This is a genomic window from Streptomyces sp. NPDC001194 (genome assembly GCF_042896985.1).
In the GTDB taxonomy this organism is placed as follows: domain Bacteria; phylum Actinomycetota; class Actinomycetes; order Streptomycetales; family Streptomycetaceae; genus Streptomyces.
The window spans coordinates 265,435-286,974 of the sequence record NZ_JBIAXU010000003.1 but is presented as its reverse complement, the minus strand read 5'-3'; the positions used below and the strand labels follow the sequence as shown (position 1 = coordinate 286,974).

The 21,540-nt window shown below is 70.8% G+C and carries 19 protein-coding genes, 1 tRNA gene and 2 pseudogenes; 10 read left to right on the top strand and 12 right to left on the bottom strand.

All coding sequences use genetic code 11. From position 1 onward, the window contains the following. Positions 1 to 61: 61 nt before the first annotated feature. Entirely contained in the window at positions 62 to 940 is an 879-nt protein-coding gene (locus tag ACFY1T_RS09345) for a sigma-70 family RNA polymerase sigma factor (RefSeq protein ID WP_390787660.1), read from the top strand. On the opposite strand, the gene ACFY1T_RS09340 is transcribed toward ACFY1T_RS09345, so the two are convergent. Then, positions 930 to 2,141: an NAD(P)/FAD-dependent oxidoreductase gene (locus tag ACFY1T_RS09340; RefSeq protein WP_390787659.1), complete on the bottom strand. Its 1,212-nt coding sequence runs from the start codon at positions 2,139 to 2,141 to the stop codon at positions 930 to 932. The genes ACFY1T_RS09345 and ACFY1T_RS09340 overlap by 11 nt on opposite strands. Positions 2,142 to 2,226: 85 nt before the next feature. Then, a complete protein-coding gene (sigJ, locus tag ACFY1T_RS09335) occupies positions 2,227 to 3,183 on the bottom strand; it encodes an RNA polymerase sigma factor SigJ (RefSeq protein ID WP_390787658.1) in 957 nt (318 codons plus the stop codon). 271 nt (positions 3,184 to 3,454) lie between these two features. On the opposite strand from sigJ, the gene ACFY1T_RS09330 reads away from it, so the two are divergent. Further along, positions 3,455 to 4,825 carry an FAD-binding oxidoreductase gene (locus tag ACFY1T_RS09330; RefSeq protein WP_390787657.1) on the top strand — a complete coding sequence of 457 codons (1,371 nt, stop codon included), beginning with the start codon at positions 3,455 to 3,457 and terminating at the stop codon, positions 4,823 to 4,825. 85 nt (positions 4,826 to 4,910) lie between these two features. Here ACFY1T_RS09330 and ACFY1T_RS09325 read toward each other — a convergent pair whose 3' ends face one another. Continuing rightward, a complete protein-coding gene (locus tag ACFY1T_RS09325; protein WP_390787656.1) occupies positions 4,911 to 5,243 on the bottom strand; it encodes a DUF6204 family protein in 333 nt (110 codons plus the stop codon). Then, positions 5,236 to 5,955: a TetR/AcrR family transcriptional regulator gene (locus ACFY1T_RS09320; protein ID WP_390787655.1), complete on the bottom strand. Its 720-nt coding sequence runs from the start codon at positions 5,953 to 5,955 to the stop codon at positions 5,236 to 5,238. The genes ACFY1T_RS09325 and ACFY1T_RS09320 overlap by 8 nt, the downstream gene beginning before the upstream one ends. A 106-nt stretch (positions 5,956 to 6,061) precedes the next feature. Here ACFY1T_RS09320 and ACFY1T_RS09315 point away from each other — a divergent pair, with 106 nt between their 5' ends. Beyond that, positions 6,062 to 7,630, top strand: a complete 1,569-nt coding sequence (locus tag ACFY1T_RS09315; protein WP_390787654.1) for an MFS transporter — start codon at positions 6,062 to 6,064, stop codon at positions 7,628 to 7,630. Positions 7,631 to 7,688: 58 nt separating this feature from the next. On the opposite strand, the gene ACFY1T_RS09310 is transcribed toward ACFY1T_RS09315, so the two are convergent. Beyond that, positions 7,689 to 8,627, bottom strand: coding sequence for an alpha/beta fold hydrolase (locus tag ACFY1T_RS09310; RefSeq protein ID WP_390787653.1), 939 nt, complete (start codon positions 8,625 to 8,627; stop codon positions 7,689 to 7,691). Positions 8,628 to 8,754: 127 nt separating this feature from the next. Between ACFY1T_RS09310 and ACFY1T_RS09305 the strand changes: the two genes are divergently transcribed. After that, complete coding sequence (locus ACFY1T_RS09305) at positions 8,755 to 9,390, top strand: TetR/AcrR family transcriptional regulator (RefSeq protein WP_390787652.1); 636 nt, start codon at positions 8,755 to 8,757, stop codon at positions 9,388 to 9,390. Between the two features lie 111 nt (positions 9,391 to 9,501). Next, positions 9,502 to 9,915, top strand: a complete 414-nt coding sequence (locus ACFY1T_RS09300; protein ID WP_390787651.1) for a GNAT family N-acetyltransferase — start codon at positions 9,502 to 9,504, stop codon at positions 9,913 to 9,915. Between the two features lie 64 nt (positions 9,916 to 9,979). Here the strand turns inward: ACFY1T_RS09300 and ACFY1T_RS09295 are convergent, their stop codons facing one another. After that, a complete protein-coding gene (locus tag ACFY1T_RS09295) occupies positions 9,980 to 10,639 on the bottom strand; it encodes a hypothetical protein (RefSeq protein WP_390787650.1) in 660 nt (219 codons plus the stop codon). A gap of 311 nt (positions 10,640 to 10,950) precedes the next feature. Next, a complete protein-coding gene (locus tag ACFY1T_RS09290; protein WP_390787649.1) occupies positions 10,951 to 11,298 on the bottom strand; it encodes a GntR family transcriptional regulator in 348 nt (115 codons plus the stop codon). A gap of 301 nt (positions 11,299 to 11,599) precedes the next feature. Between ACFY1T_RS09290 and ACFY1T_RS09285 the strand changes: the two are divergent. Together ACFY1T_RS09285 and ACFY1T_RS09280 are read left to right on the top strand one after the other, a co-directional pair. Further along, positions 11,600 to 11,824: pseudogene (locus ACFY1T_RS09285) on the top strand (restriction endonuclease fold toxin-2 domain-containing protein); the annotation flags it as partial. A 29-nt stretch (positions 11,825 to 11,853) separates the two neighbouring features. After that, on the top strand, positions 11,854 to 12,291 hold the full coding sequence (locus ACFY1T_RS09280; protein WP_390787648.1) for a hypothetical protein: 438 nt from the start codon (positions 11,854 to 11,856) through the stop codon (positions 12,289 to 12,291). Between the two features lie 163 nt (positions 12,292 to 12,454). Here the strand turns inward: ACFY1T_RS09280 and ACFY1T_RS09275 are convergent, their stop codons facing one another. Together ACFY1T_RS09275 and ACFY1T_RS09270 are read right to left on the bottom strand one after the other, a co-directional pair. Next, positions 12,455 to 13,159, bottom strand: coding sequence for a restriction endonuclease (locus tag ACFY1T_RS09275; protein WP_390787647.1), 705 nt, complete (start codon positions 13,157 to 13,159; stop codon positions 12,455 to 12,457). A gap of 576 nt (positions 13,160 to 13,735) precedes the next feature. Beyond that, positions 13,736 to 13,806: transfer RNA gene (locus ACFY1T_RS09270), tRNA-Gly, on the bottom strand. A 484-nt stretch (positions 13,807 to 14,290) separates the two neighbouring features. On the opposite strand from ACFY1T_RS09270, the gene dcd reads away from it, so the two are divergent. Next, positions 14,291 to 14,878 (top strand): dCTP deaminase, encoded by a 588-nt coding sequence (gene dcd, locus ACFY1T_RS09265; protein ID WP_030870952.1) that lies wholly within the window; start codon positions 14,291 to 14,293, stop codon positions 14,876 to 14,878. Then, positions 14,875 to 15,375, top strand: a complete 501-nt coding sequence (locus ACFY1T_RS09260; protein WP_030870950.1) for a phosphoribosyltransferase — start codon at positions 14,875 to 14,877, stop codon at positions 15,373 to 15,375. Before dcd ends, ACFY1T_RS09260 begins: the two co-directional genes overlap by 4 nt. Before the next feature lie 79 nt (positions 15,376 to 15,454). Here the strand turns inward: ACFY1T_RS09260 and ACFY1T_RS09255 are convergent, their stop codons facing one another. Beyond that, entirely contained in the window at positions 15,455 to 16,390 is a 936-nt protein-coding gene (locus ACFY1T_RS09255; protein WP_030870947.1) for a Yip1 family protein, read from the bottom strand. A gap of 266 nt (positions 16,391 to 16,656) precedes the next feature. Here ACFY1T_RS09255 and ACFY1T_RS09250 point away from each other — a divergent pair, with 266 nt between their 5' ends. Then, positions 16,657 to 17,766 (top strand): hypothetical protein, encoded by a 1,110-nt coding sequence (locus tag ACFY1T_RS09250; RefSeq protein WP_390787646.1) that lies wholly within the window; start codon positions 16,657 to 16,659, stop codon positions 17,764 to 17,766. A gap of 663 nt (positions 17,767 to 18,429) precedes the next feature. On the opposite strand, the pseudogene ACFY1T_RS09245 reads toward ACFY1T_RS09250, so the two are convergent. Both ACFY1T_RS09245 and ACFY1T_RS09240 read right to left on the bottom strand, forming a co-directional pair. Beyond that, positions 18,430 to 20,643 (bottom strand): annotated as a pseudogene (locus ACFY1T_RS09245) ((Fe-S)-binding protein); the annotation flags it as partial. 121 nt (positions 20,644 to 20,764) lie between these two features. Next, entirely contained in the window at positions 20,765 to 21,370 is a 606-nt protein-coding gene (locus ACFY1T_RS09240; protein ID WP_390787645.1) for a sugar transferase, read from the bottom strand. Positions 21,371 to 21,540: the final 170 nt, after the last annotated feature.

Sequence of the window (21,540 nt, the reverse complement as noted above, 5' to 3'; positions counted from 1 at the left end):
GCGGCGGCATCCGGTTAGCGTCCTGGTGTGCATTGACGATCAGGACGCGAGGAAGTGACAGGTGAGCGAGCAGGAAACCCTGGCCCGGCGCTTCGAGGAGCACCGCCCCCACCTGCGGGCCGTGGCCTACCGCATGCTGGGCTCGCTCAGCGAGTCCGAGGACGCGGTACAGGAGGCGTGGCTGAAGCTGAGCCGCTCGGACGTCTCCGCGGTGGAGAACCTCGGCGGCTGGCTGACCACCGTCGTCGGCCGGGTGTGCCTGGACATGCTGCGCTCACGCACCTCGCGGCGCGAGGACCCGCTGGACGACCAGGACGGGTTCGTCCGCCTGCCCGACCCCGTCGTCACGGGGCTCAGCTGCATCGATCCGGAGCGCGAGGTACTCGTCGCCGACTCCGTGGGAATCGCCCTGCTGGTCGTCCTGGAGACGCTGGCCCCGGCCGAGCGGCTCGCCTTCGTCCTGCACGACCTCTTCGCGGTCCCGTTCGACGAGATCGCCCCGGTCCTCGGTCGTACGGCCGCCTCGACGCGGCAGCTCGCCAGCCGAGCCCGACGCCGGGTCGAGGGCGCCGCACCCGCCCCCGACCGCGACCTGGTGCGCACCCGCGAGATCGTGGACGCCTTCCTCACCGCCGCCCGAGGCGGAGACCTCGACGCACTCGTGGACCTCCTCGACCCGGATGTCGTGGCCCGCTCCGATGGCGGCGCGCTGCGCCCGAGCGCGGTCCGGCGCGGTGCGGGCGACGTGGCCTCGAACGCGATCATGTTCGCCCGCTTCGCCGCGGCCGCCGTCCCGGTCCTGGTCAACGGCATCCCCGGCGCACTCGCGATGGCGGACGGCAAGCCCCTGTCCCTGATGGCGTTCACCGTCCGGAACGGCAAGATCGTCGCCCTGGACATCCTCACCGATCCCGACCGCCTGGAGCGGATCACGGGGTGACGCGGAGCTGCGCTTCACCGGCTTCGGCGGTCGCCGCGAGACGGCGGCGACGGCTGGGCACCATCATGGTCGGGTGGGCGATGCTCCAGGTCGTGGCCGAGCAGATGAGTTCCTTGATGCGGGCGCCGGTCCGGCCCGTGATGACGGTGGACGTGGGCCGGTCGTCGGGGGTCACGCGCTGGACGATTGCGTCGCGGCGTCCGAGGCTGATGCACTGGCTGGCGTAGCCGATCCTGGTCGCGGAGACCTTGCGGCCGGTCAGGCGGGCGGCGAGGGCGTCGGCGGCGTGCCACGCCATCGGGGTCGCCGCGGCGCACGACATCCGCAGCGGCTTGCCGCCCACTCCTTCGGCGAACGCGGCGTCGCCGACGGCGTACACATCGGGGTGGGAGACCGACCGCATGGTGCCGTCGACGACGATCCGGCCGGTGTCGGACACCTCCAGGGCGGTGGCGGCCGCGATCGGGTGCACGGTGAAGCCCGCCGTCCACACGGTCACCTGGGCCGGGATCGTCCCGGCCGTGGCGGTGACCACGCCGTCCGCCCCGACCCGCGTGATGTCGGCGTGCTCGTGGACCGTGATGCCGAGCCGGTCGAAGGTGCCGCTCAGGTGCCGCCGGGCCTTGTCGCTCAGCCAGTCGCCGACACCGCCGCGTGCGGCGATGGCGACCTTCAGTCCCGGGTGCGCTTCGGCGATCTCGGTGGCCGCCTCGATGCCGGTCAGGCCGCCGCCTGCGACCAGTACGGTCCCACCCGCTTCCACCTCGCCCAGCCGCGCCCGCAGACGCAGCGCGCCCTGCTTGCCGGAGACGCTGTGGGCGTGCTGGGCGACACCGGGGACGCCGTGGTCGGCGGCGGTGCTCCCGAGGGCGTACACGAGGGTGTCGTAGCCGACGGTGGTCTCGCGGCCGTGTTCGCCGCCGTCTTCGTCGGCGAGTGCGACGGTCTTGCGGTCCACGTCGACGGAGATGACCCGCGCCGTCCGGAACAGCACGCCGGTGCCCGCGTAGATGCCGGCCAGCGGGCGCCGCGGCAGGTCCTGGCCGCTCGCGAGCTGGTGCAGACGGATCCGTTCGACGAACTCGGCGTCGCCGTTGACCAGGGTGATCTCGACGTCGTCGTGGTGCAGCCGCCTGGCGAGACGACCGGCGGTGATGGCTCCGGCGTACCCCGCCCCGAGGACGACAATGCGGTGCTTCATGGCTGGCTCGCTCCCTATCCGGTTGGACTCACCTCCTGAACCGGACAGCCCCGCGATCCCTGACAGGAATCGGATGTGACGTGGGTCACCACATCTCGGTGAGGGGGTGATGGGGGCCGGAGGCCGCCCACCGGCGCGTGATGCGCTCCAGCTTGTCGGGGTTGACCTGGATCCGGAGCGCCCGGACCGCCTCCACGCCGTCGGCGGCGGTCGCGTCGAGGCAGATGACGCCGATGATCTGCTCCCCGACCGAGATCAGCACGGCAGGACCGCCGTTGACGACGCCGGCATGGAGGGCGGGATTTCCACCGGCGTGGGCCAGCTTGGCGGCGTTGGGCCGGAACAGACCGCGCAGGTAGCGCGCGATCCGGAGGGCGCCGACGACCGGGGTCCGGCGCGCCGAAACCCGGGCGCCGCCGTCGGCCACGCTGACCGCGTCGTGGGTGAGCAGCCGGATCAGCGGCTCGGTGTCGCCGCTGAGGGCCGCGGCGAGGAACTCCTCGACGACCTTCCGCGCGGCGGCCGCGTCGATCTCGGTCCGGGTCCGGTCGGTGGCGAGGTGCTGCTTGGCGCGCCGGTGGATCTGCTGGCAGTTCGCCTCGGTGAGGTCGAGGATCTCCCCGATCTCGCGGTGCGCGTACCCGAACGCCTCGCGCAGCACGTACACCGCGCGCTCATTGGGCGACAGCCGCTCCATGAGGGTGAGCATCGCGAGGGACACGGACTCGCGCTGCTCGGCGGTGTCGGCCGGACCGAGCATCCGGTCCCCGGCCAGCAGGGGCTCCGGGAGCCACTGCCCCACGTAGGTCTCCCGCCTGACGCGGGCCGAGGTGAGCTGGTTGAGGCAGAGGTTGGTGAGGACCTTCGTCAGCCACGCCTCGGGCGTCTCGATCCGCTCCCGGTCCGCGGCATGCCACCGCAGGTACGTCTCCTGCACCGCGTCCTCGGCGTCACCGGCCGAACCCAGCAGCCGGTAGGCAATCGCCTCCAGGCGGCCCCTGGAGCACTCGAACAGCTCGGCCTCGTACGTACGGAGCGACATCACGCCATGATCGGCCACGCCCGCGATCCACGTCCACCCACCCCGTGCACGGGGACCCGCTGAGCCGGCCGGGAGGGCCGCCGCGGATCTCGAGTTGAGGCGGCGCGCCATCGGCGTAGCGTGGAAGGAGCCGGGGTCGGGGACAGGGCGCGAGGCGGGGTGCCTCGCGGGGTGCGACATCTCGCAGTGAGCCCCGACGCCCGTTTCCGCAGGCGTCGCGCCCCCCTTCACGGCCGAGCCGGCGAGGGCAGAGGCACGAGGAGCGATCGCTATGGGCAAGCTCTCGATCGAGCAGTTGCGTGAAGGCGTCCGCGGGGCGGTCACCACCCCCGACGACGATGGGTACGACCGGGCGCGCACGGTCCACAACGCCATGATCGACAAGAGGCCGGCCGCCGTGGTGCACTGCGCCAACGCGGGCGACGTCATGGCCACGGTCGGCTTCGCGCGGGAGAACGGGCTCGACCTGGCGGTGCGCGGTGGCGGCCACAGCGTGCCCGGCTTCGGCACCTGCGACGGGGGCGTCGTGGCCGATCTGTCGGGGATGCGCGGCGTGCGCGTCGACCCCGCGCGCCGGACGGCGCGTGCCGAAGGCGGCGCGACCTGGGGCGACTTCAACGCGGCGACGTACGCCTTCGGCCTGGCGACGACCGGGGGGATCATCTCGACCACGGGCGTCGGCGGGCTCACCCTGGGGGGCGGCATCGGCTATCTGGCCCGCGGCCTCGGTCTGAGCTGCGACAACCTGATCTCCGCCGACGTGGTGACCGCGGACGGCAGGTTCCTCGTCGCGAGCGAGGAGGAGAACGACGACCTCTTCTGGGCCCTTCGCGGAGGCGGCGGCAACTTCGGCGCGGTGACCTCCTTGGAGTTCCGCCTCAGCCCCGTCAAGGACGTCTACGGAGGGCCGATCCTCTACGAACTCGACGACGCCGCCACCGTACTGCGCTCCTTCGGCGAGTACATCGCCGATGCGCCGGAGGAACTCGGCGGCTTCCCGGCCTTCCAGCTGGCCCCGCCGCTCCCGTTCATCCCCGAGGACCGGCACGGCGACCCCTTCATCCTGATCGTGGCCTGCTGGGCGGGGCCGCTGGAGGAGGGGGAGCGCGCACTCCAGGCCTTCCACGACTTCGCGCCGGTGGTCGCCGAGCACGTGGGGCCCATGCCGTATCCCGCGCTCAACAGCGCCTTCGACGCGCTGGTACCGCCCGGCCTCCAGCACTACTGGAAGGCCAACTTTGTGAGCGAGCTCAGCGAGGCCGCGATCGCGGCGCACGTGAAGTACGGGCCACGGCTGCCGGCCGTGAACTCGACGGTCCACATCTACCCCATCAACGGTGCCTGCCACCGGGTCGCGCCGGATGCGACGGCCTTCGCCTACCGGGACTGCTCCTTCGCCCCCGTCATCGCCGGCATGTGGCCGGACCCCTCCGCCAACGAGGCGAACATCGCGTGGGTGCGCGACTACTACGAGGCGACCGCCCCGCACGCGGAGGAAGGCGGATACATCAACTTCATGGCCGCCGACGACCAGGACCGGATCCGGGCCAACTACAAGGGCAACTACGACCGCCTCGTCGAGGTCAAGCGGAAGTACGACCCGGGCAACGTGTTCCACCTGAACCAGAACATCGCCCCCTAGCGGGTGTCTTGCCGACGCCCCGGGAGACGCAGGCGCTCCGGCTCGTCTCCGCAGGGGTCGGTCCGGGCGGGTCGGTCCAGGCGAGTCAGCCCCGGCGGGGCCGGCGGATCTTCATGTCGTCCACGCTGGTGACCTGGGCCCGCAACACGTCGTGGCCGATGCCGCGTTCGGCGAGCGCGGCCGCGCGGTCGCAGCCGGCGCCGCCCGCCGCCCCGTCGTCGAGGTCGGCCGCCTGGCGGACCACGCAGCGGAACGAGAAGGCGCGCAGCTCACGGTCGTAGATGAGGGTGCCGTCGTCGGTGAACGCGGCCCTGAGGATGTCGTGTTCGTCGGCGGCGGCGAGAAGCCCTGCGCGCAGGGTGTCGTCGAGGTCGGCGAACACGCCGCGGACGGTCACTCGGTAGGTGCGGTCACTCATCGGACGTTCCTTCCTTTCGTACGTCGGATCCCTGCTCCAGCAGGGTGGACAGCCCGTCCAGGAGGCGTTCGAGGGCGAAGGAGAAGCGCTCCTCCATGGAGGGACCGGTCAGGGCGTCGGCGAGCGCGACCAGGTGGGGGAAGGTCTCCTGCGGCAGTCGGCGCAGCTCCTCCCCCGCGGCCGTGGCGACCTCCCGGCGGCCGGCGCCCATGGCCTCGGAAGCCGAGAGGGGCCCCTGCTCCTGGAGCACGAAGCCCTGGACGAACGCGCCGAGCGCGTAGTTGACCATCGCGGCGTCGGCGTCGGAGAACCCGGCCTCCCGCAGGCGGCCGAGCTGGTCCTCCATCAGGCGCAGCAGGTGGGGGCCCGGTGCGAGCCGGCCCGCGACGACCTTGGCGGCGTCGCGCTTGCCGAGCAGATGCCGGCGGTAGCGCACGCAGTACTCGCGCAACTGCTCTCGCCAGCCGCCCTCCCGGGGCGGGGCCTCGGCGTCGGCCATGAGCTCGTCGGTGAGCAGGTCGAGCAGTTCCTCCTTGTTGCGCACGTGCCAGTACAGCGAGGCCGCCTTCACCCCCAGATCGGCGGCGACCTTGCGCATCGACAGGCCGTTGACGCCCTCCTGTTCCAGCACCCGCAGGGCGGCCTGGGCGAGCGCCTGCCGGGTCAGCCCCGGCTGTGGCGTGGCGTCGTCGCTCTTGCTCTCCAGGGCCATCGGCCACCTCCGTACGCGGGTCCGCCGGGAATCCCGCTTGCGCGACTAACAGTGTTAGGGGCAGTCTAAGCGCACCGACCGTCGACTAACACTGTTAGGGAGTGTGATGACGAAGCCGCCCGCCCGACACAAAGGGCTCGTGCTCGCCACGCTGTGCGCCACGATGTTCATGGCGATGCTCGACAACGTCATCGTCAACAACGCCCTGCCCCGCATCGGGCAGCAGCTGCACTCCGGCGTCAGCGGACTCCAGTGGGTGGTCGAGGGCTACAGCCTCGTCTACGCGGCCCTGCTGCTCACCGGCGGCACCCTCGGCGACCGGTACGGCCGCAGGCGGATCTTCCTCACCGGCCTGGCCGTCTTCACCACGGGCTCGGCGGCCGCGGCGCTGTCCGGTACGACCGGCACGCTGATCGCGGCCCGGATGGTCCAGGGCCTCGGCGCGGCACTCCTCACGCCGGGCAGCCTGTCCATCCTGCGCCACGTCTTCACGGACGAGAGGGAGCGGGCCAGGGCGGTCGGCCTCTGGTCCGGCGTCTCCGCGCTGGGCCTGGCCGTCGGCCCGGTCCTGGGCGGGCCGATCGTGGACGCCTTCGGCTGGGCCGCCGTCTTCTGGATCAACGTTCCCGTCGGGGTGGCGGGCCTGCTGCTCGCGGCCCGGGTGCTCCCCGAGTTCGCGGCCCGCGCCAAGCGGCTGGACCTGCCGGGCCAGGCGCTCTCCGCCCTGGGATTCGGTGCGCTGGTGTACGCGCTCATCGAGGGGCCCGGCCGGGGCTGGACCGACACCCGGGTGCTCACGCTCGCCGCCGTCGCGGCGCTCGCCCTGCCCGCGTTCGTCTTCGTCGAGGCCCGCAGCGCCGACCCCATGCTCGACCTGCGCTTCTTCCGGGACCGGGTGCTCACCGGCGCCGCGGTGTGCGGGTTCATGACCGGCTTCGGCATGTTCGGAGCCGCTTTCTTCCTGCCCCTCCTCATGCAGGACGTGATGGGCTGGTCCCCGTCGGACGCCGGCCTGGCGGGCCTGCCGATGACCGCGATGATCGTCGTCGCCGCGCCGCTGTCGAGCGCGCTCACCTCACGCCTGGGCCCCCGCCTCCCGCTGGTCACCGGCCTGGCCCTGTGCGCCACGGCCCTCGGCGCCCTCTCGCTCTACGGCGCACATGCCCGCTACCCGCAGTACGTCTGGGTACTGCTCACCATGGGTCTCGGCATGGGCATGACCTTCGCCCCGGTGTCGATCACGGTCATGCAGCGCGTCGACCCGGCACGGGCCGGCATGGCCTCCGCGACCCTCAACACCCTGCGCGAGATCGGGGGCGTCATCGGGGTCGCCGTACTGGGAGCCGTCCTCAGCGGCCGGCTCACCGCGACCCTGACCGAAGCGCTGCACCGGCTCGGCGCGCCCTCCGCACTCGACCACCCCTTCCCCGGCTCCTCCCCGGACGGCGCCGCGGTCCTGCCCGCCCCGGTCCGCGACGCCGTGGACGCCGCCTTCATCGACGCCCTGCACCTGGCGCTGCGCTGCGGCAGCGCCGCCCTGGCAGCCGCGGCGCTCGCCGTCGCCCTGCTCCTGCGCCGCCCACGGGGCGTCACGTCGCCGCTCACCGACGCCGCCCCGTCCCCCCACCCGCAAGCGCCATGTCGACAGTCCGCGGTCTCCCGCCCCCCGCAGTGACACCGGCGCCACTGCCGACGGATCCGCTCCGTCGGCGCCGCTTCCCCCTGCCGCAGCCCTATGCGTCGACCGCGGCGGGGTCGAGGGAGTCGACGTCCTCCATGAAGGAGAGCATCCGGGCGTTGACCACGTCCGGGTGGTCGATCTGCGGGCCGTGACCGGTCGCGGTGATGATCTCGGCGCGGGCTCCGCGGACGAGGCGCGGTACGCGTTCCAGCTGGCGCTTCGGGTGCACGAGCAGGCTGTGCCTGCCCATGATCACGTACAGCGGGGTCCGGATGGACCGCAGTGCGTCCTCGGCCAGCGGCAGCGGCGCGGGGCGGCGGATCCGGTACGCGCGGGCGCCCAGCTGGATCCACTTGCGCATCTCGGGGATGGCGAGGACCGGCTGGTCCAGCCACTTGGCGAGCCGGGGGCGCAGCGCCTTCGGGGCGAAGGTGGCGAACAGGCTCACGAAGATCCAGACGAAGAAGCGCAGGCCGACCTTCTCCAGGCCGCCGGGGTCGAGGGCGGTGACGGAGGCGAGCCGTCCGGGCCGCCGGTGAGCCTGGTTGAGGACGAGCCAGCCGCCGTAGGAGGAGCCGACGACGTGCACCCGGTCGAGGCCGAGCGCGTCGAGCGCCTCGTCCATCCACTGCGCGGCGCGCTCGGGCTGCCACATGGGCTCGCGGTGGACACTGCGGTTCGCGTCGCCCGGGGTGTCGAGGGCGTAGACGGGGCGGTCGAGGCTGAGCCCGGGGGTGTTGGGGAACCACATGGCGGAGGAGTAGGCCGCGCCGTGGATCAGGACGATCGGCGTCCGGGATTCGGCGGCGGGATCGGCGGGCCCGTACCGGTAGACGTGGGTGGTGCCGAAGCTCGTCTCCACGTCCGTCTCGGAGCGGGCGGGCGCCCCCATCGCGCGGAGCACGTCCTCGGCGGCGAAGTAGCGGTCGCGCTGGGCGTCGTTGACGTAGCGGCCCACATCGCGGCGTACGCGGGCGGTGTTCTCGGGCACGGCGGCACCTCCTGTGAAGATCCGTTCTTCGTGGTACGACCGTACCATCAATGTGGTACATCGGTATCATGAAAGAGTTGGGGCAGCGGAGTACGAACCCACCATCGACAGGCGGAGACACGGGAACATGCCGAAGCGGGTGGATCACGAGGAGCGGCGCGCCCAGATCGCCGAAGCGCTCATCCAGGTAGCGGGGCGGCGCGGGCTGCACGCCGTCGGCATGCGCGACGTGGCCGCGGAGGCGGGCGTCTCGCTGCGGCTCGTGCAGTACTACTTCGAGACCAAGGAGAAGCTGCTCTTCTACGGCCTCCGGCACCTGACCGACCGCTTCACGGCGAGGGTCGGCGCCCGACTGGCCGCCGCCGGCCCGGACCCGGGCCCGCGCGCCACGGTGGAGGCCCTGCTGCTGGCCTCGCTGCCGACCGACGAGGAGAGTCGCACCTTCCACCTGCTGTACAGCTCGTACGCGATCCTGTCGGTGACCGACGAGGCGCTGGCCGCCCAGCCCTTCATCGACAACCCCGACGCCGCGGAGCACGCCCTGACCGGGCTCCTCGAACAGGCGCAGGCGTCAGGCGCGGCCGACCCGGACGTCGATGCACGGACGGAGGCGATCAGCCTGCTCGCGATGGCGGCGACCATGGGCACCAGCATCCTCGTGGGCCAGCGGCGTCCGGAGTCGGCGATCGCGGTGCTCCGTCACCACTTGGACCGGATCTTCACGACCGCCGAGACGTCCGAGGCGGGAGCGGGACCGACCTGATGCGCCGCGAGACGCCGGCACGCGCCGCGGGGCCGGGGACAGGCAAGAGCACTACTGCATGGGGGGTTTCGCGTGTTCGTACGTGAAGAGGATGCATTCGATCCGGGTGAAATGCTGAGCCTCTACGAGTCGGTCGGGTGGGAGGGCTACACCCGCGACGTCGACAGACTGTGCCGGGGCCTGGCCAACTCCCACTTGGTCATCACGGCGCGAGACGCTTCGGGAACGCTCCTGGGTCTGGCCCGGACGATCTCCGACGACGAACACATCTGCTACGTCCAGGATGTGGTGGTCAACCCCGCGTATCACCGGCAGGGCGTCGGCCGCTCCCTGGTCGAGCACCTCATGCGGCGGTATGCGCACTGCCGCTTCTTCCTCCTCTCCACGGACCACGAGTCGTCGCCGGAGGGCGAGCGCAACCACGCGTTCTACCGGAGCCTGGGTTTCCTGTCGTACGAGGAGAAGGAGATGGCGGGCTTCGGCCTGCCCAGGAACCGCCCCGACCTGCGCAACACGAAGCCCTGACCGGATTTCGAGAAGGCGCCGGGTCAGGTTTGAACGGCGAAGCCGAGGGCCGCGAAAGTCTGGCTCATGCGCCCGCCTGCCGCTTCGCGGCGAGAGCGTTGAGGAGCGCGGCGCCGCGTCCGGCATCGTCAATGCTCACGGCGAACTCGGGGCCCTTGCGGGGGTGGACGACCAGGCATTCGCCGGACCGGAGCATGACGGTGGTGCCCAGCCCGCTGAGCCGGTAGCCCCAGCCGCCCACCTGCGCCGGCCTGCGGTCTTCCACGCGCGCCGAGACGATGTTGCCGACCGTCCAGTGGCGCGCCGGCCAGCCCAGGGGTCCGAAGGAAACCTCCAGCCCGGCCTCCGTCACGCGTGCTTGGACCGAGGCGAAGGCGAACATCCCGAGCGAGGCGAATGCGAACGGAGCGATCAGGGCCCACTCCACGCCGATCAGGCCGCCCGCGGCTGCCGCAGTGCCGGCCGCGGCCACCAGGCCCGTGACCACGCCGATGAGGTGGAGCCAGGGGTTCGACATGCGGGAGAGCCAGACGCGGCGCTCGCCCGCGGGGATCTCCATGACGTCACCCTCGGCGGGCCGGATCGGCTCGATCGGCGGCTCAGCACGCCGACCGGCCAGCCAGCCGAGCGCGCCCGCGGCCACCGCAACGACAGCCGTGATCGCGACTCCCGTGCCAACCGACGCAGCGTCCTTCCAGTCGGTCCGGTCCAGGTTGGCCCTCACGATTGACGCCTGGGCCCCTGCCAGGAACACCCCGCCGGACAGCAGCGATGCACCCACCCAAGGCCCCGAGGGAGGTCCTCCCCGCCGGCCGGCGAAGGCGATGGACAGCGCCAGGACGGCCCAGACCAGCGCCGGTAACAGCGCCGCTGCCCACAGGGGCATTGAGCCGTTCGGAGTCGCGCCACCCCAGTGCGTGGCGAGCCGGTCCGGCAGGCGCCCGCTTGCGGCCAACGGAAGGGCGGCCAAGACGGCCGACACTCCGGCCACCCATGCCGCCCCCCAACGGGCGCCGTTCTTCTTCGTACGGTCAGTCACGAAAGCCCCCTGAGCAGCTCGATGAGATCGTTCTTGCCGTATCCGAGGTGCGCCGCGTCGGCCACCAACTGCCTTGCCCGCTCGAGCAGTTGCGCCCGCTGGTCGGCGGCCTCGGCAACGGTGACGCCGCGACCGCGCCGGAACTCCAGCACTCCCTCGTCGCGCAGGGCGCGCAGGCCGCGAAGAACGGTGTTCGCGTTCACGCCCAGCGCCCGGGACAGGTCTCGCGCCGGAGGCAGTCGGTCCCCCGGCGCGCACTCGCCCTCGGCGATGGCCCGTCGGATCGCCCCCGCCACCTGCTCGTGGAGGGGGCGACTGTCCGTGGTGTCCAATCTCAGCAACATGATGCTAATGACGATAGCACCATCGATCCAATATCGTATGGGCGGCGCCGCGGACTTCGGAGGCTCGCCGCGGCGCCGTCGTTCTTCGGCGAGCCGGCCGGCCGCAGTGGCCTCCGGGCCTCGTCCGGGGGCTTACGGATGCCGACCTCCCACCGGGACGGCCGCCTGGTCGACGCCGTACGACTCGACGAGCCGGCTCGCCCTTCACGCCCGAGTCGGGTGCCGGGCGGATCGAGCCGGAGAGCATCCAGGCGCGCGTACGGACTGAAGGTCCTCCTCCGCGCGGGGCGTCAAGTGCTACCGCTCGCTGGAAGAGCTCCGCGCCAATCACCAGACGGGCAAGAAGGAGTTCCTCTTCGACCCCGACCGGAACGAGCTGCAGAAGTACGCCGCCGCACTGAACGACCCCCGCAACACCGAGATGCGCGGAGTGGAAACGGTCACCAACAATCAAGACTCCGTCGCCTACTGGCGCGTGATGATGGCGGCATACGGCGTCAAGGGCTATGCCCGCTACGTTCCCTGACCCACCCTGAACCGCCAAGGAGTGCACCCGTGGACGCGTCCCAGCTCGCCGAACTGCGCACCATGTACGTCTTCACCCCCATAGAGGGGCAGATCTGGGGGCTGACGTACGACAGTCTGAAGGCCAGGCTCCTGGAGCGCGATCCGGACGAGTTCATCCGGATCCAGGAGGGTGGGCAGATCCGAGGCTCGGCCATGCATTACGGCATCAGCCTCGACGGCGAAGAGCTCGAAGGGTACGCACGCGTCCAGCCGGAAGGCATCTCGATCCTCGACTCCACCGCCCAGGCGGCTGCGAACTTCGTCGGCTGGCTCCGGGAGCACGTCGTCCCGGAAGGTGTGGCGATGACGTTCAACACCGCGTGGGGGCTGGAAGAGGATCTGCCCGACGCCACTGTGCCCGAAGTGACACGGCCCCGGCTTATCGCGGCCTTCCTTGCCCACCTCGAAGCAACCGGCCTGGAATGAGCGCACCGTGGCGATGCAGCACTCGCCGCCGCGTATGAGAGGACGCCGGTCCCGGAGACCGCCCGGGAGGTCCCCGTGATGGGGCCAGGCACGGCGTGCCTGCCCCATCGGTGTATCCACGCCCCGGCCCGTCGGGGCGATCGCGCTGTCCCTCTCCCCGTGGTCAGGAGAGAGAGGCAGGCTTGCGGGGTGGTGGGACGGAGCGGAGGAGTTCCCACAGGGGGCGGGATCCGGTGGCCCACTGGGCGAGGAGGTGGCGGTCGACGAGGTGGAGGCGCTGGGACTTGGCGAAGTCGAGGGCGGGCTTGGAGAAGCGGCCGTTGGTGAGCATGACGAGGACGTCGCCACCGTGTATCTGGCGGCCGGTGCCGTTGAGGACCTGGAGGTCGGGGGTGCCGACCGCGGATCCGGACCAGCCGGCCTTGCGGTGCTTGCACTGGATCACCCAGCGGCGGCCGTAGGGGTCGGTGGCCCTTACATCTGCTCCGTTGTCACCCCGTCCGCCCACCTTCATCGCGTCGGTGCAGCCGTCGCGGTGCATGAGGTCCCGGACGGCGAACTCGAAGTCGTTGTGGTGGAGGTTGTCGAGGTGCTCGACGGCGTAGCGCAGCCCCTGGGCCCGCACCTGTTCCCAGCGGGCTGCCTCCCGTCGTCGCCGTAGCCGGAAGCCTCCTGCGCCGGCCGCGGCCAGGAGTAGGAGGGCCACGAGCCATGGGTGGGCGGCCAGCCAGTTCAGGAGCGCCGCGATCAGGCTGACGGCCACCAGTCCAACGAGCCCGAGGAAGACCAAGCCTTCCGAGCCCGAGTTCCTGCGGCGACGTGTGGGACCACTGCGCCTGCGCCGCCTCACGGGCGGGCGCCGGGTCACAGTTCGCTTCCCGTGCTGGGGAAGACGATGGGGTAGGAGACAGTGGGTGTCGGCCGGGGCTGCGTCTGCTTCTCCCAGGCCGGCCACTTGATCGGATAGACCACCGTCGACTGCGGCCGGGGTAACTCCTGCCCGGTCCCGACACTCGACCGCACGTGGTCATTGATCCAGGGCACAGATGCATCCCCCTCAGTCGCGTTACGCCTCCCTGCGTAACCGACCCATGAAAGCACTCGTCACTGACAGCAGGTCACCATTTGGTCGCTATTCGTGTTCATCTGCTGAGCCGCCGGGCCCTGCCCTCCGGGGTCGGGCCTGTTCCGCCCCCGGCGTGCGGGCGGCGGACGGGTCCTCGGTCTGGCGTCATTAACTGACGCTTCTGGGGCGGCGGTTGGCTGCCGCCTTCGGGATGGCGAATGCGTGAATCCGCGCTGGATTGTGACGCGGTTACTTGAAATGCCTCTCGCGATCCGAGACGGCGACCTGCCTGCGTGGTGCATGTGGAGGGCGCGACAGGCCTCGGGAGGTCTGGACAACGACGAAGGCCCAGGTCTGTGACCTGGGCCTTCGTATCTGAGCGGATGACGGGAATCGAACCCGCGCTATAAGCTTGGGAAGCTCATGTTCTACCATTAAACTACATCCGCATAGCGTTCCAGTTTCCTGGATCGGTATCTTCGGACACTCTACCCCATGATCGACCCCCGGTGAATCAGCCGCGGGGTCGTCGTTGTTTGTGGGGTGCACCGAGGCTCGTGGGGGCGGGAGTTGGGGCGTAACGTACCCGTGCGCGGTGGCGCCGGCGCGGTGTTGGAGTGGCGGCTGGAGCAGGTCGCGATCATCCCCTAATGTGGCGATTCGTCGCAGTACGGCAGGTTGGGGAAAGGGACTCGATGGAGAACACCGTCGTCCGTTGTGCCGAAGGGCACGTTTTCAGTACCGCTTCGTTCCCGCTGCAGCACCTCGGTGCCGGCCGGATCGGGCCCGGGCGGCTGTTGCGGTGCCCGCGGTGTGCGCGGCTGAGGCATGCCGTGCCCGTCGGGGCGGCGGCCGTCAAGCGATAGACGGTCCGTGGCGCGCGGCGCCGCTCTCGATTGGGGGTGGCCCGCGCGCACTGCGTATCCTCGGGACGTGCTTCTCTCAGACAAAGACATCCGGGCCGAGATCGACAGCGGACGGGTTCGCATCGACCCGTTCGAGGAATCGATGGTGCAGCCCTCCAGCATCGATGTACGTCTCGACCGGTTTTTCCGGGTGTTCGAGAACCACCGCTACGCCCACATCGACCCCGCCGTCGAGCAGCCCGACCTGACCCGCATGGTCGAGCCGGAGGGTGACGAGGCCTTCATCCTCCACCCGGGCGAGTTCGTCCTCGCCTCGACCTACGAGGTCATCTCGCTGCCCGACGACATCGCCTCCAGACTGGAGGGGAAGTCCAGCCTGGGCCGCCTGGGGCTGGTGACGCATTCGACCGCCGGGTTCATCGACCCCGGGTTCTCTGGCCACGTCACGCTCGAGCTGTCGAACCTCGCCACCCTCCCCATCAAGCTGTGGCCCGGGATGAAGATCGGGCAGCTGTGCATGTTCCGGCTCAGCTCGCCCGCCGAGTTCCCGTACGGGAGCGAGCGCTACGGATCGCGGTACCAGGGCCAGCGCGGCCCGACGGCCTCGCGCTCCTTCCAGAACTTCCACCGCACCCAGGTGAGGCACGAGGCATGAGCGACGTCGTACGAGAGAACCTGAACTACGAGGGATTCGGGCGGGCGGTGCGCGAGCTCGCGCAGACCATCGCCGATGACGGCTACGAGCCCGACATCATCCTGAGCATCGCCCGGGGCGGCGTCTTCGTCGCCGGCGGACTGGCGTACGCGCTCGACTGCAAGAACATCCACCTGGTGAACGTCGAGTTCTACACGGGCGTCGGGACCACGCTGGAGATGCCGGTCATGCTGGCGCCCGTGCCCGAGGCGATCGACTTCACCGACAAGAAGGTCCTCATCGCCGATGACGTGGCCGACACCGGGAAGACGCTGAAGCTCGTCCACGACTTCTGCCTGGGGCACGTCGCCGAGGTCCGGTCCGCCGTGATCTACGAGAAGTCCCACTCGCTCGTGAAGTGCGAGTACGTGTGGAAGAAGACCGACGAGTGGATCAACTTCCCCTGGTCCGTCGAGCCGCCCGTGGTGAGGCGCGAGGGCCAGGTCCTCGACGCCTGATCGCCCGGCATCCACAGGCCGACGAGGAAGGGCCCCGACGCGGAGCGCGTCGGGGCCCTTCCTCGTTCTCGCCGATGCCTTACAGCGTGCCCAGCTTGATGATCGACAGCAGCGCGACCAGCTGGATCGCGGACGCGCCCAGCGCCTTCGGCCACGGCAGGTCGTGCGACTTGCTGACGAGCGACGTGAAGAGGGCTCCGGCCGCCACCCAGGTGGCCCAGCCGAGCACCTGCACGAACATGTTGTCCCCGCCCAGGAACACGGCGAAGAGCAGGCGCGGCGCGTCCGTGATGGACATGACCAGCATCGACAGGCCCACGGTCGGCTGCCACGCGCCGTCGCCGCCCAGCTGGCGCGCCAGGGTGTGCGTGACGGCGCCCAGGATCAGGCCGCAGACGACGAAGGCCACACCGGCACTGAGGACGATCGGGACGGCGTTGGGAAGGGTGGCCTTCATGACGTCCTCGCGGGCGTCGTCGAGCCCGAAGACCGCGAGCAGGCCGTACAGGAAGGTCACGATCAGCGCGGGGCCCCAGACGGCGTAGTCGCGCATCTGCAGGAACGTCGGCCCCGGCCGCATCACGATGCCGCGCAGGAGTTCCTTCCACGGCAGGCGCGGGCCCGTCGGTGCGGCCGCCGCGGCGCCCGCCTGGTACGTCGCGCCCTGGTTGTAGGGGTCCTCGCCGTACGCGAAGACCTGGGTGTGCCCCGGGTTGTCGTTCGCGTACGAGCCGCCGCCCCGGCCCCCGTTGCCGTACGGGGGCTGCTGCTGCCGGTCGTACGACTGCCCGGGCTGCTGGCCGTACGGCTGCTGCTGCTCGTGCGGGTCGAAGTACTCGGGCTCGCCGTGTCCTCCGGCGGCGGGCTGCTGAGGCCACTGCTGCTGGGGAGGGTAGGGCTGTTGGCCGTACGGTGCCTGCGGCGGTTGCTGCTGCTGACCGTACGGCTGCTGCCGCGGGGGTTGTTGGGGAGCGCGGTTGTTGTCCCGGCCGCGTCCGATCCTGAATCCAGCCACGTGATCGAACGTACCTGGTCCCGCGGGTCGTGGTGGGCGGGCTGCCGGAATAGGGGCCCTTTGCGGCTGAGCTGTGACATCCCCTAGGGGATCCCCAATGGGTGGTTTTGGGTGATTTACCTGGTTGGTGTGGAGTCTGCGGGGGTTCGTTACATCTTCGACGGAATACGTAGATATCGGGTCCGTAGCTTCGTATGCGTCGCCGCCGAGGCGCCGACGCCACCGACTACGAGCCTTGAGCCACGAGTACGAGAAGAGCCCCTCACATGCGCAGCACGACCCGTCGCACCACCCTTCGCACCGCCGCCGTCTTCGCGGGCGCGGCCGCCGTACTGGCCCTCCCGGTCGGGTCCGCTTTCGCGGACTCGCCGGCCGGGCCGGAGCAGGAGGCTCTGCCGGGCGTCGAGCAGCCGGGCGGGGAGCGGCCGGCGGAGGAGAAGCCGGCCGGGGAGCGGCCGGTGGAGGAGCAGCCGGGCGGGGAGAAGCCCGTCACGCAGCCCGCCGTCGATCCGACGGCGCCGGCCGTGGACCCGACCGTGCCGCAAGTCGACCCGACCGCGCCGCCGGCCAAGCGGGTCTTCGTGACCACGGTCAGGCTCGCCGACGGCTCGATCGCCAAGGTCTACAAGATCGGTGACGGCCACTTCGAAGCCGTGGTCTTCTCCGGGTCGGTGAAGCTGGACACGCTGGTCAGCAAGGGCGGCAAGCCGGCGTACGGGCAGAACAACGGGCTGCACGTCGTCCTCCAGCCGAACGGGACCGTGACCTCTTGGGTGGAGGGCGAGCCGACGCCGAAGCCCAAGCCCGAGCCGACGCCGACGCCGAAGCCGAAGCCGCTGGAGAGGCCGAAGCACGAGGTCAGGGAGGGCAAGAAGGAGAGCTCGGTCCGGATCACCATGCCGGACGGGCGGATCGCGAAGCTGGTCGACGGCCCGAACGGCAAGCGCGTCGAGATCTCCATGCCGAACGGGAACCGGCTCGGGACGGTCGACCTGAAGCACCCCAGCGCGCAGAACGACGGCTGGACGTACCGGATCGTCCAGGACGGCAAGCGCGTGAAGTTCGTCGTCATCGACGGGAAGGGCGGCGGGAACAGCTGGGTGTACGGGTTCGACGGGAAGCTGATCGAGAAGTACGTGGCCGAGCACTCGAAGGCTGCGAAGCCCTCGAAGCCCGCGGTGGAGCGGGCGGACCGGGTGGAGTGGGTGGTGCCGAAGGGCGGCGTGAAGGCCGGGGCGGAGGGTGTCGGGACCGCGGCCGGAAGTTCGAAGGGTGACACGCCGATGCTGGTCGCCGCCGGCGGGGGAATGGCTGCCGTGGGGGCGGCGGGGCTGGGCTTCGCCCTGCTGAAGCGGGGGCGCGCCGACCAGTCCTGAGCCCTGACGATCGGGTCCCGGAACGCCGGTACGGCCGGCCCCCTGCTCAGGGGGCCGGCCGTACCGGCGTTCCGTCGGGCTGCCGCCCGGCCCGCAGACCTACGCCTTGGCCTCCGGCTTCGCCTCGGACTCGGACTCGGTGTCCGCGGCGGCCTTCGGCTCGGCCTCCGCCTTCGGCTCGTCCGCCTGAGCGGCCTCCGCCTCCGGCTCGGCCGTGGCCTCGGCAGCGGCCTTGGGCTCCGCCTCCGCCTCGGTCGTGGCTTCCGCCGTGGCGGCGGTCCCGGCTTCGGTCCCGGCCGCCGCGTCCACCTCGGTGTCCGCCTCCTCGGCCGCCCCGGCCTTCGCCTCCGCGGTGGCGTCGGCCCCGGCCTTCGCCTCGGCGGTGGCGTCGCCCTCCGGCGCGACCTCCGCGGCGGGCTCGCCCTCGGCCTTGGCCGCAGCCTCCGCTTCGGCCTCGGCCTCGGCCTTGGCCGCAGCGTCTGCCTCGGCCTTCGCCTTGGCGGCGGCCTCCGCCTTCGCCTCGGCCTCCGCCTTCGCCGCAGCTTCCGCCTCCGCCTTCGCCTCGGCTTCCGCCTTGGCCGCCGCCGCCTCGGCTGCCGCCTCGGCCTCGGCTGCCGCGGCCTCCTCGGCCGCCAAGGCCTCCGCCGCCAGCTCGGCTTCCGTCGGTGCCGGGGCCTTCACCGACTCCAGGAGGAGCTGGGCCACGTCCACGACCTGGACGGATTCCTTCGCCTGGCCGTCGTTCTTCTTGCCGTTCACCGAGTCCGTCAGCATGACCAGGCAGAACGGGCAGGCCGTCGAGACGATGTCCGGGTTCAGGGACAGCGCCTCGTCCACGCGCTCGTTGTTGATGCGCTTGCCGATGCGCTCTTCCATCCACATCCGCGCGCCACCGGCGCCACAGCAGAAGCCCCGCTCCTTGTGGCGGTGCATCTCCTGCTGCCGCAGGCCCGGCACGGCCGACATGATCTCGCGCGGCGGCGTGTAGACCTTGTTGTGCCGGCCCAGGTAGCACGGGTCGTGGTACGTGATCAGGCCGTCCACCGGCGTCACCGGCAGCAGCCGGCCCTCGTCGATCAGGTGCTGCAGCAGCTGCGTGTGGTGGATGACCTCGTACTCGCCGCCCAGCTGCGGGTACTCGTTCGCGATGGTGTTGAAGCAGTGCGGGCAGGTGGAGACGATCCGCTTCGCCGACTTCGGCTTCTTCGTCTCCGGGTCGTCGTCGTCCTCGCCGAACGCCATGTTCAGCATGGCCACGTTCTCCTGGGCCAGCTGCTGGAACAGCGGCTCGTTGCCCAGGCGGCGCGGGGAGTCACCGGTGCACTTCTCGTCGCCGCCCATGATCGCGAACTTGACGCCCGCGATGTTCAGCAGCTCGGCGAAGGCCTTCGTGGTCTTCTTCGCGCGGTCTTCCAGGGCGCCCGCGCAGCCGACCCAGTACAGGTAGTCGTACTCCGAGAGGTCCTCGGCGTCCTTGCCGACGATCGGGACCTCGAAGTCGACCTCCTTGGTCCACTCCACGCGCTGCTTCTTGGCCAGACCCCAGGGGTTGCCCTTCTTCTCCAGGTTCTTGAGCATCGTGCCCGCCTCCGACGGGAACGCGCTCTCGATCATCACCTGGTAGCGGCGCATGTCGACGATGTGGTCGATGTGCTCGATGTCGACCGGGCACTGCTCGACGCACGCACCGCAGGTCGTGCAGGACCACAGCACGTCCGGGTCGATGACGCCGTTCTCCTCGGCGGTGCCGATCAGCGGGCGCTCGGCCTCCGCCAGCGCCGCCGCCGGAACGTCCTTCAGCTGCTCCGCGGTCGCCTTCTCCTCGCCCTCCATGGTCTTGCCGCCACCCGCGAGCAGGTACGGCGCCTTGGCGTGGGCGTGGTCGCGCAGCGACATGATCAGGAGCTTCGGGGACAGCGGCTTGCCCGTGTTCCACGCCGGGCACTGCGACTGGCAGCGGCCGCACTCCGTGCACGTGGAGAAGTCGAGGATGCCCTTCCAGGAGAACTGCTCGACCTGGGAGACGCCGAAGACGTCGTCCTCGCCCGGCTCCTCGAAGTCGATCTCCTTGCCGCCGCTCGTCATCGGCTGCAGCGCGCCCAGCGCCGTCGAACCGTCGGCGTTCCGCTTGAACCAGATGTTCGGGAAGCCGAGGAAGCGGTGCCAGGCGACGCCCATGTTCGTGTTGAGCGAGACCGTGATCATCCAGGTGAAGGAGGTGACGATCTTGAGCGCGGCGAAGAAGTACGTCAGGTACTGGATCGTGCTCAGGTCCAGCCCGTCGAACGCGGCGATCAGCGGGTACGAGGCGAAGAAGCCCGGCTCCCAGCCGTCGACCCCGTGCTGGACGCCCTCCAGCGCGCGCAGCGTCATGATGCAGACGCCGACGATCAGGATGACGGCCTCGACGAAGTACGCCTGGCCCGTCTTGGAACCCGCGAAGCGGGACTTGCGGCCCGCCGCGCCCGGCCTGCTCAGCTGCCGGATCACGATCAGGGTCACGATGCCGAGGACGGTCATCAGGCCGAGGAACTCGGTGAAGATCTCGTACGGCAGCCAGTCGCCGATGATCGGGATCAGCCAGTCGGCCTGGAAGAGCTGACCGAAGGCGTTCACGATCGTGAGCAGCAGCGAGAAGAAGCCCACCGCCACGAACCAGTGCGCGAAGCCGACGATGCCCCAGCGGTTCATGCGGGTGTGGCCGAGGAACTCCTTGACCAGGGTGATGGTGCGCTGCGTCGGGTCGCCCGTGCGGGTGCCCGCGGGCACTGGCTGGCCGAGCCGCACGAAGCGGTAGATCTGCACGGTGGCACGGCCGAACAGTGCGACGGCCACCACCGTGATGACCAGCGACACGATGATCGCGGCGAGTTGCATGGAAGGGCTCCTCGGGCGGCACTTACTAAGCGGTAACTTATGAAGTCAAGGCTTGAGGTTACCCATTCCCCGCGCCGCAATGTAGGTGGGCGAGCGGTGATCTGTGTCGCTCAGGCATGCCTCAGGAGCGCCTGTGCCGACAGGCCGCCCGAGGGGTCTGAGCCAGGATCGCGAGATCCATCCCCAGCCAATGGCTCTCCACATAGTGCCGGTCCAGCAGGGCCATCTCTTCCCAGGGGAGGTCGGATCGCGCGCTGACCTGCCACAAACCGGTCATTCCCGGGCGTACGAGGAGCCGGTCGGCCCGGTCCGTACGCGGTTCCGGGCGCGGCCCGACCAGTGACATCTCCCCGCGCAGCACGTTCAGCAGCTGGGGCGCCCCGTCCAGGGCGCACCGCTCCAGCGCCGCCCCCAGCCGCCCGGCCCCGTCCGTGCGCAGCCGCCAGGTGAGGAAGGGCCGCCCGGCGAGCCCCGCCGCCGGTTCCCGCACGAAGACCCGGCCGCCCTGCGCCGCGTACAGCAGGGCGGCGACGGCCAGCAACGGCAGTGCGAGCAGCCCGGTCAGCGCGGCGGCCCCGAGGAGGTCGACCACCCGCTTGGCGGACACGTGCGGCAGGTCGGGCAGGTCCGGCAGGCTCCGCCGGCGCGCGAGGGGGTGCGGGGGGCCCGCGGGGCGCCGTCGTACGAGGCGCCGGATCGGGGGGAGCGTGAGCGGCGGCAGCGGCATGGGGGCACCCTGCATGCGCCTCCGGCGGTTTCGGCGGTGCCGCGCAGTGGGCCGCCGCAGCATCGCCCGCTCGGCCCTCGGGAGGTCCCTGTGAGCGTAAGGCGGCGATAAAAGTTGAGTCGCCTCCACTCACCTCTGTTGACGTTCGCGCGGTGATGGGGCATGGTTGA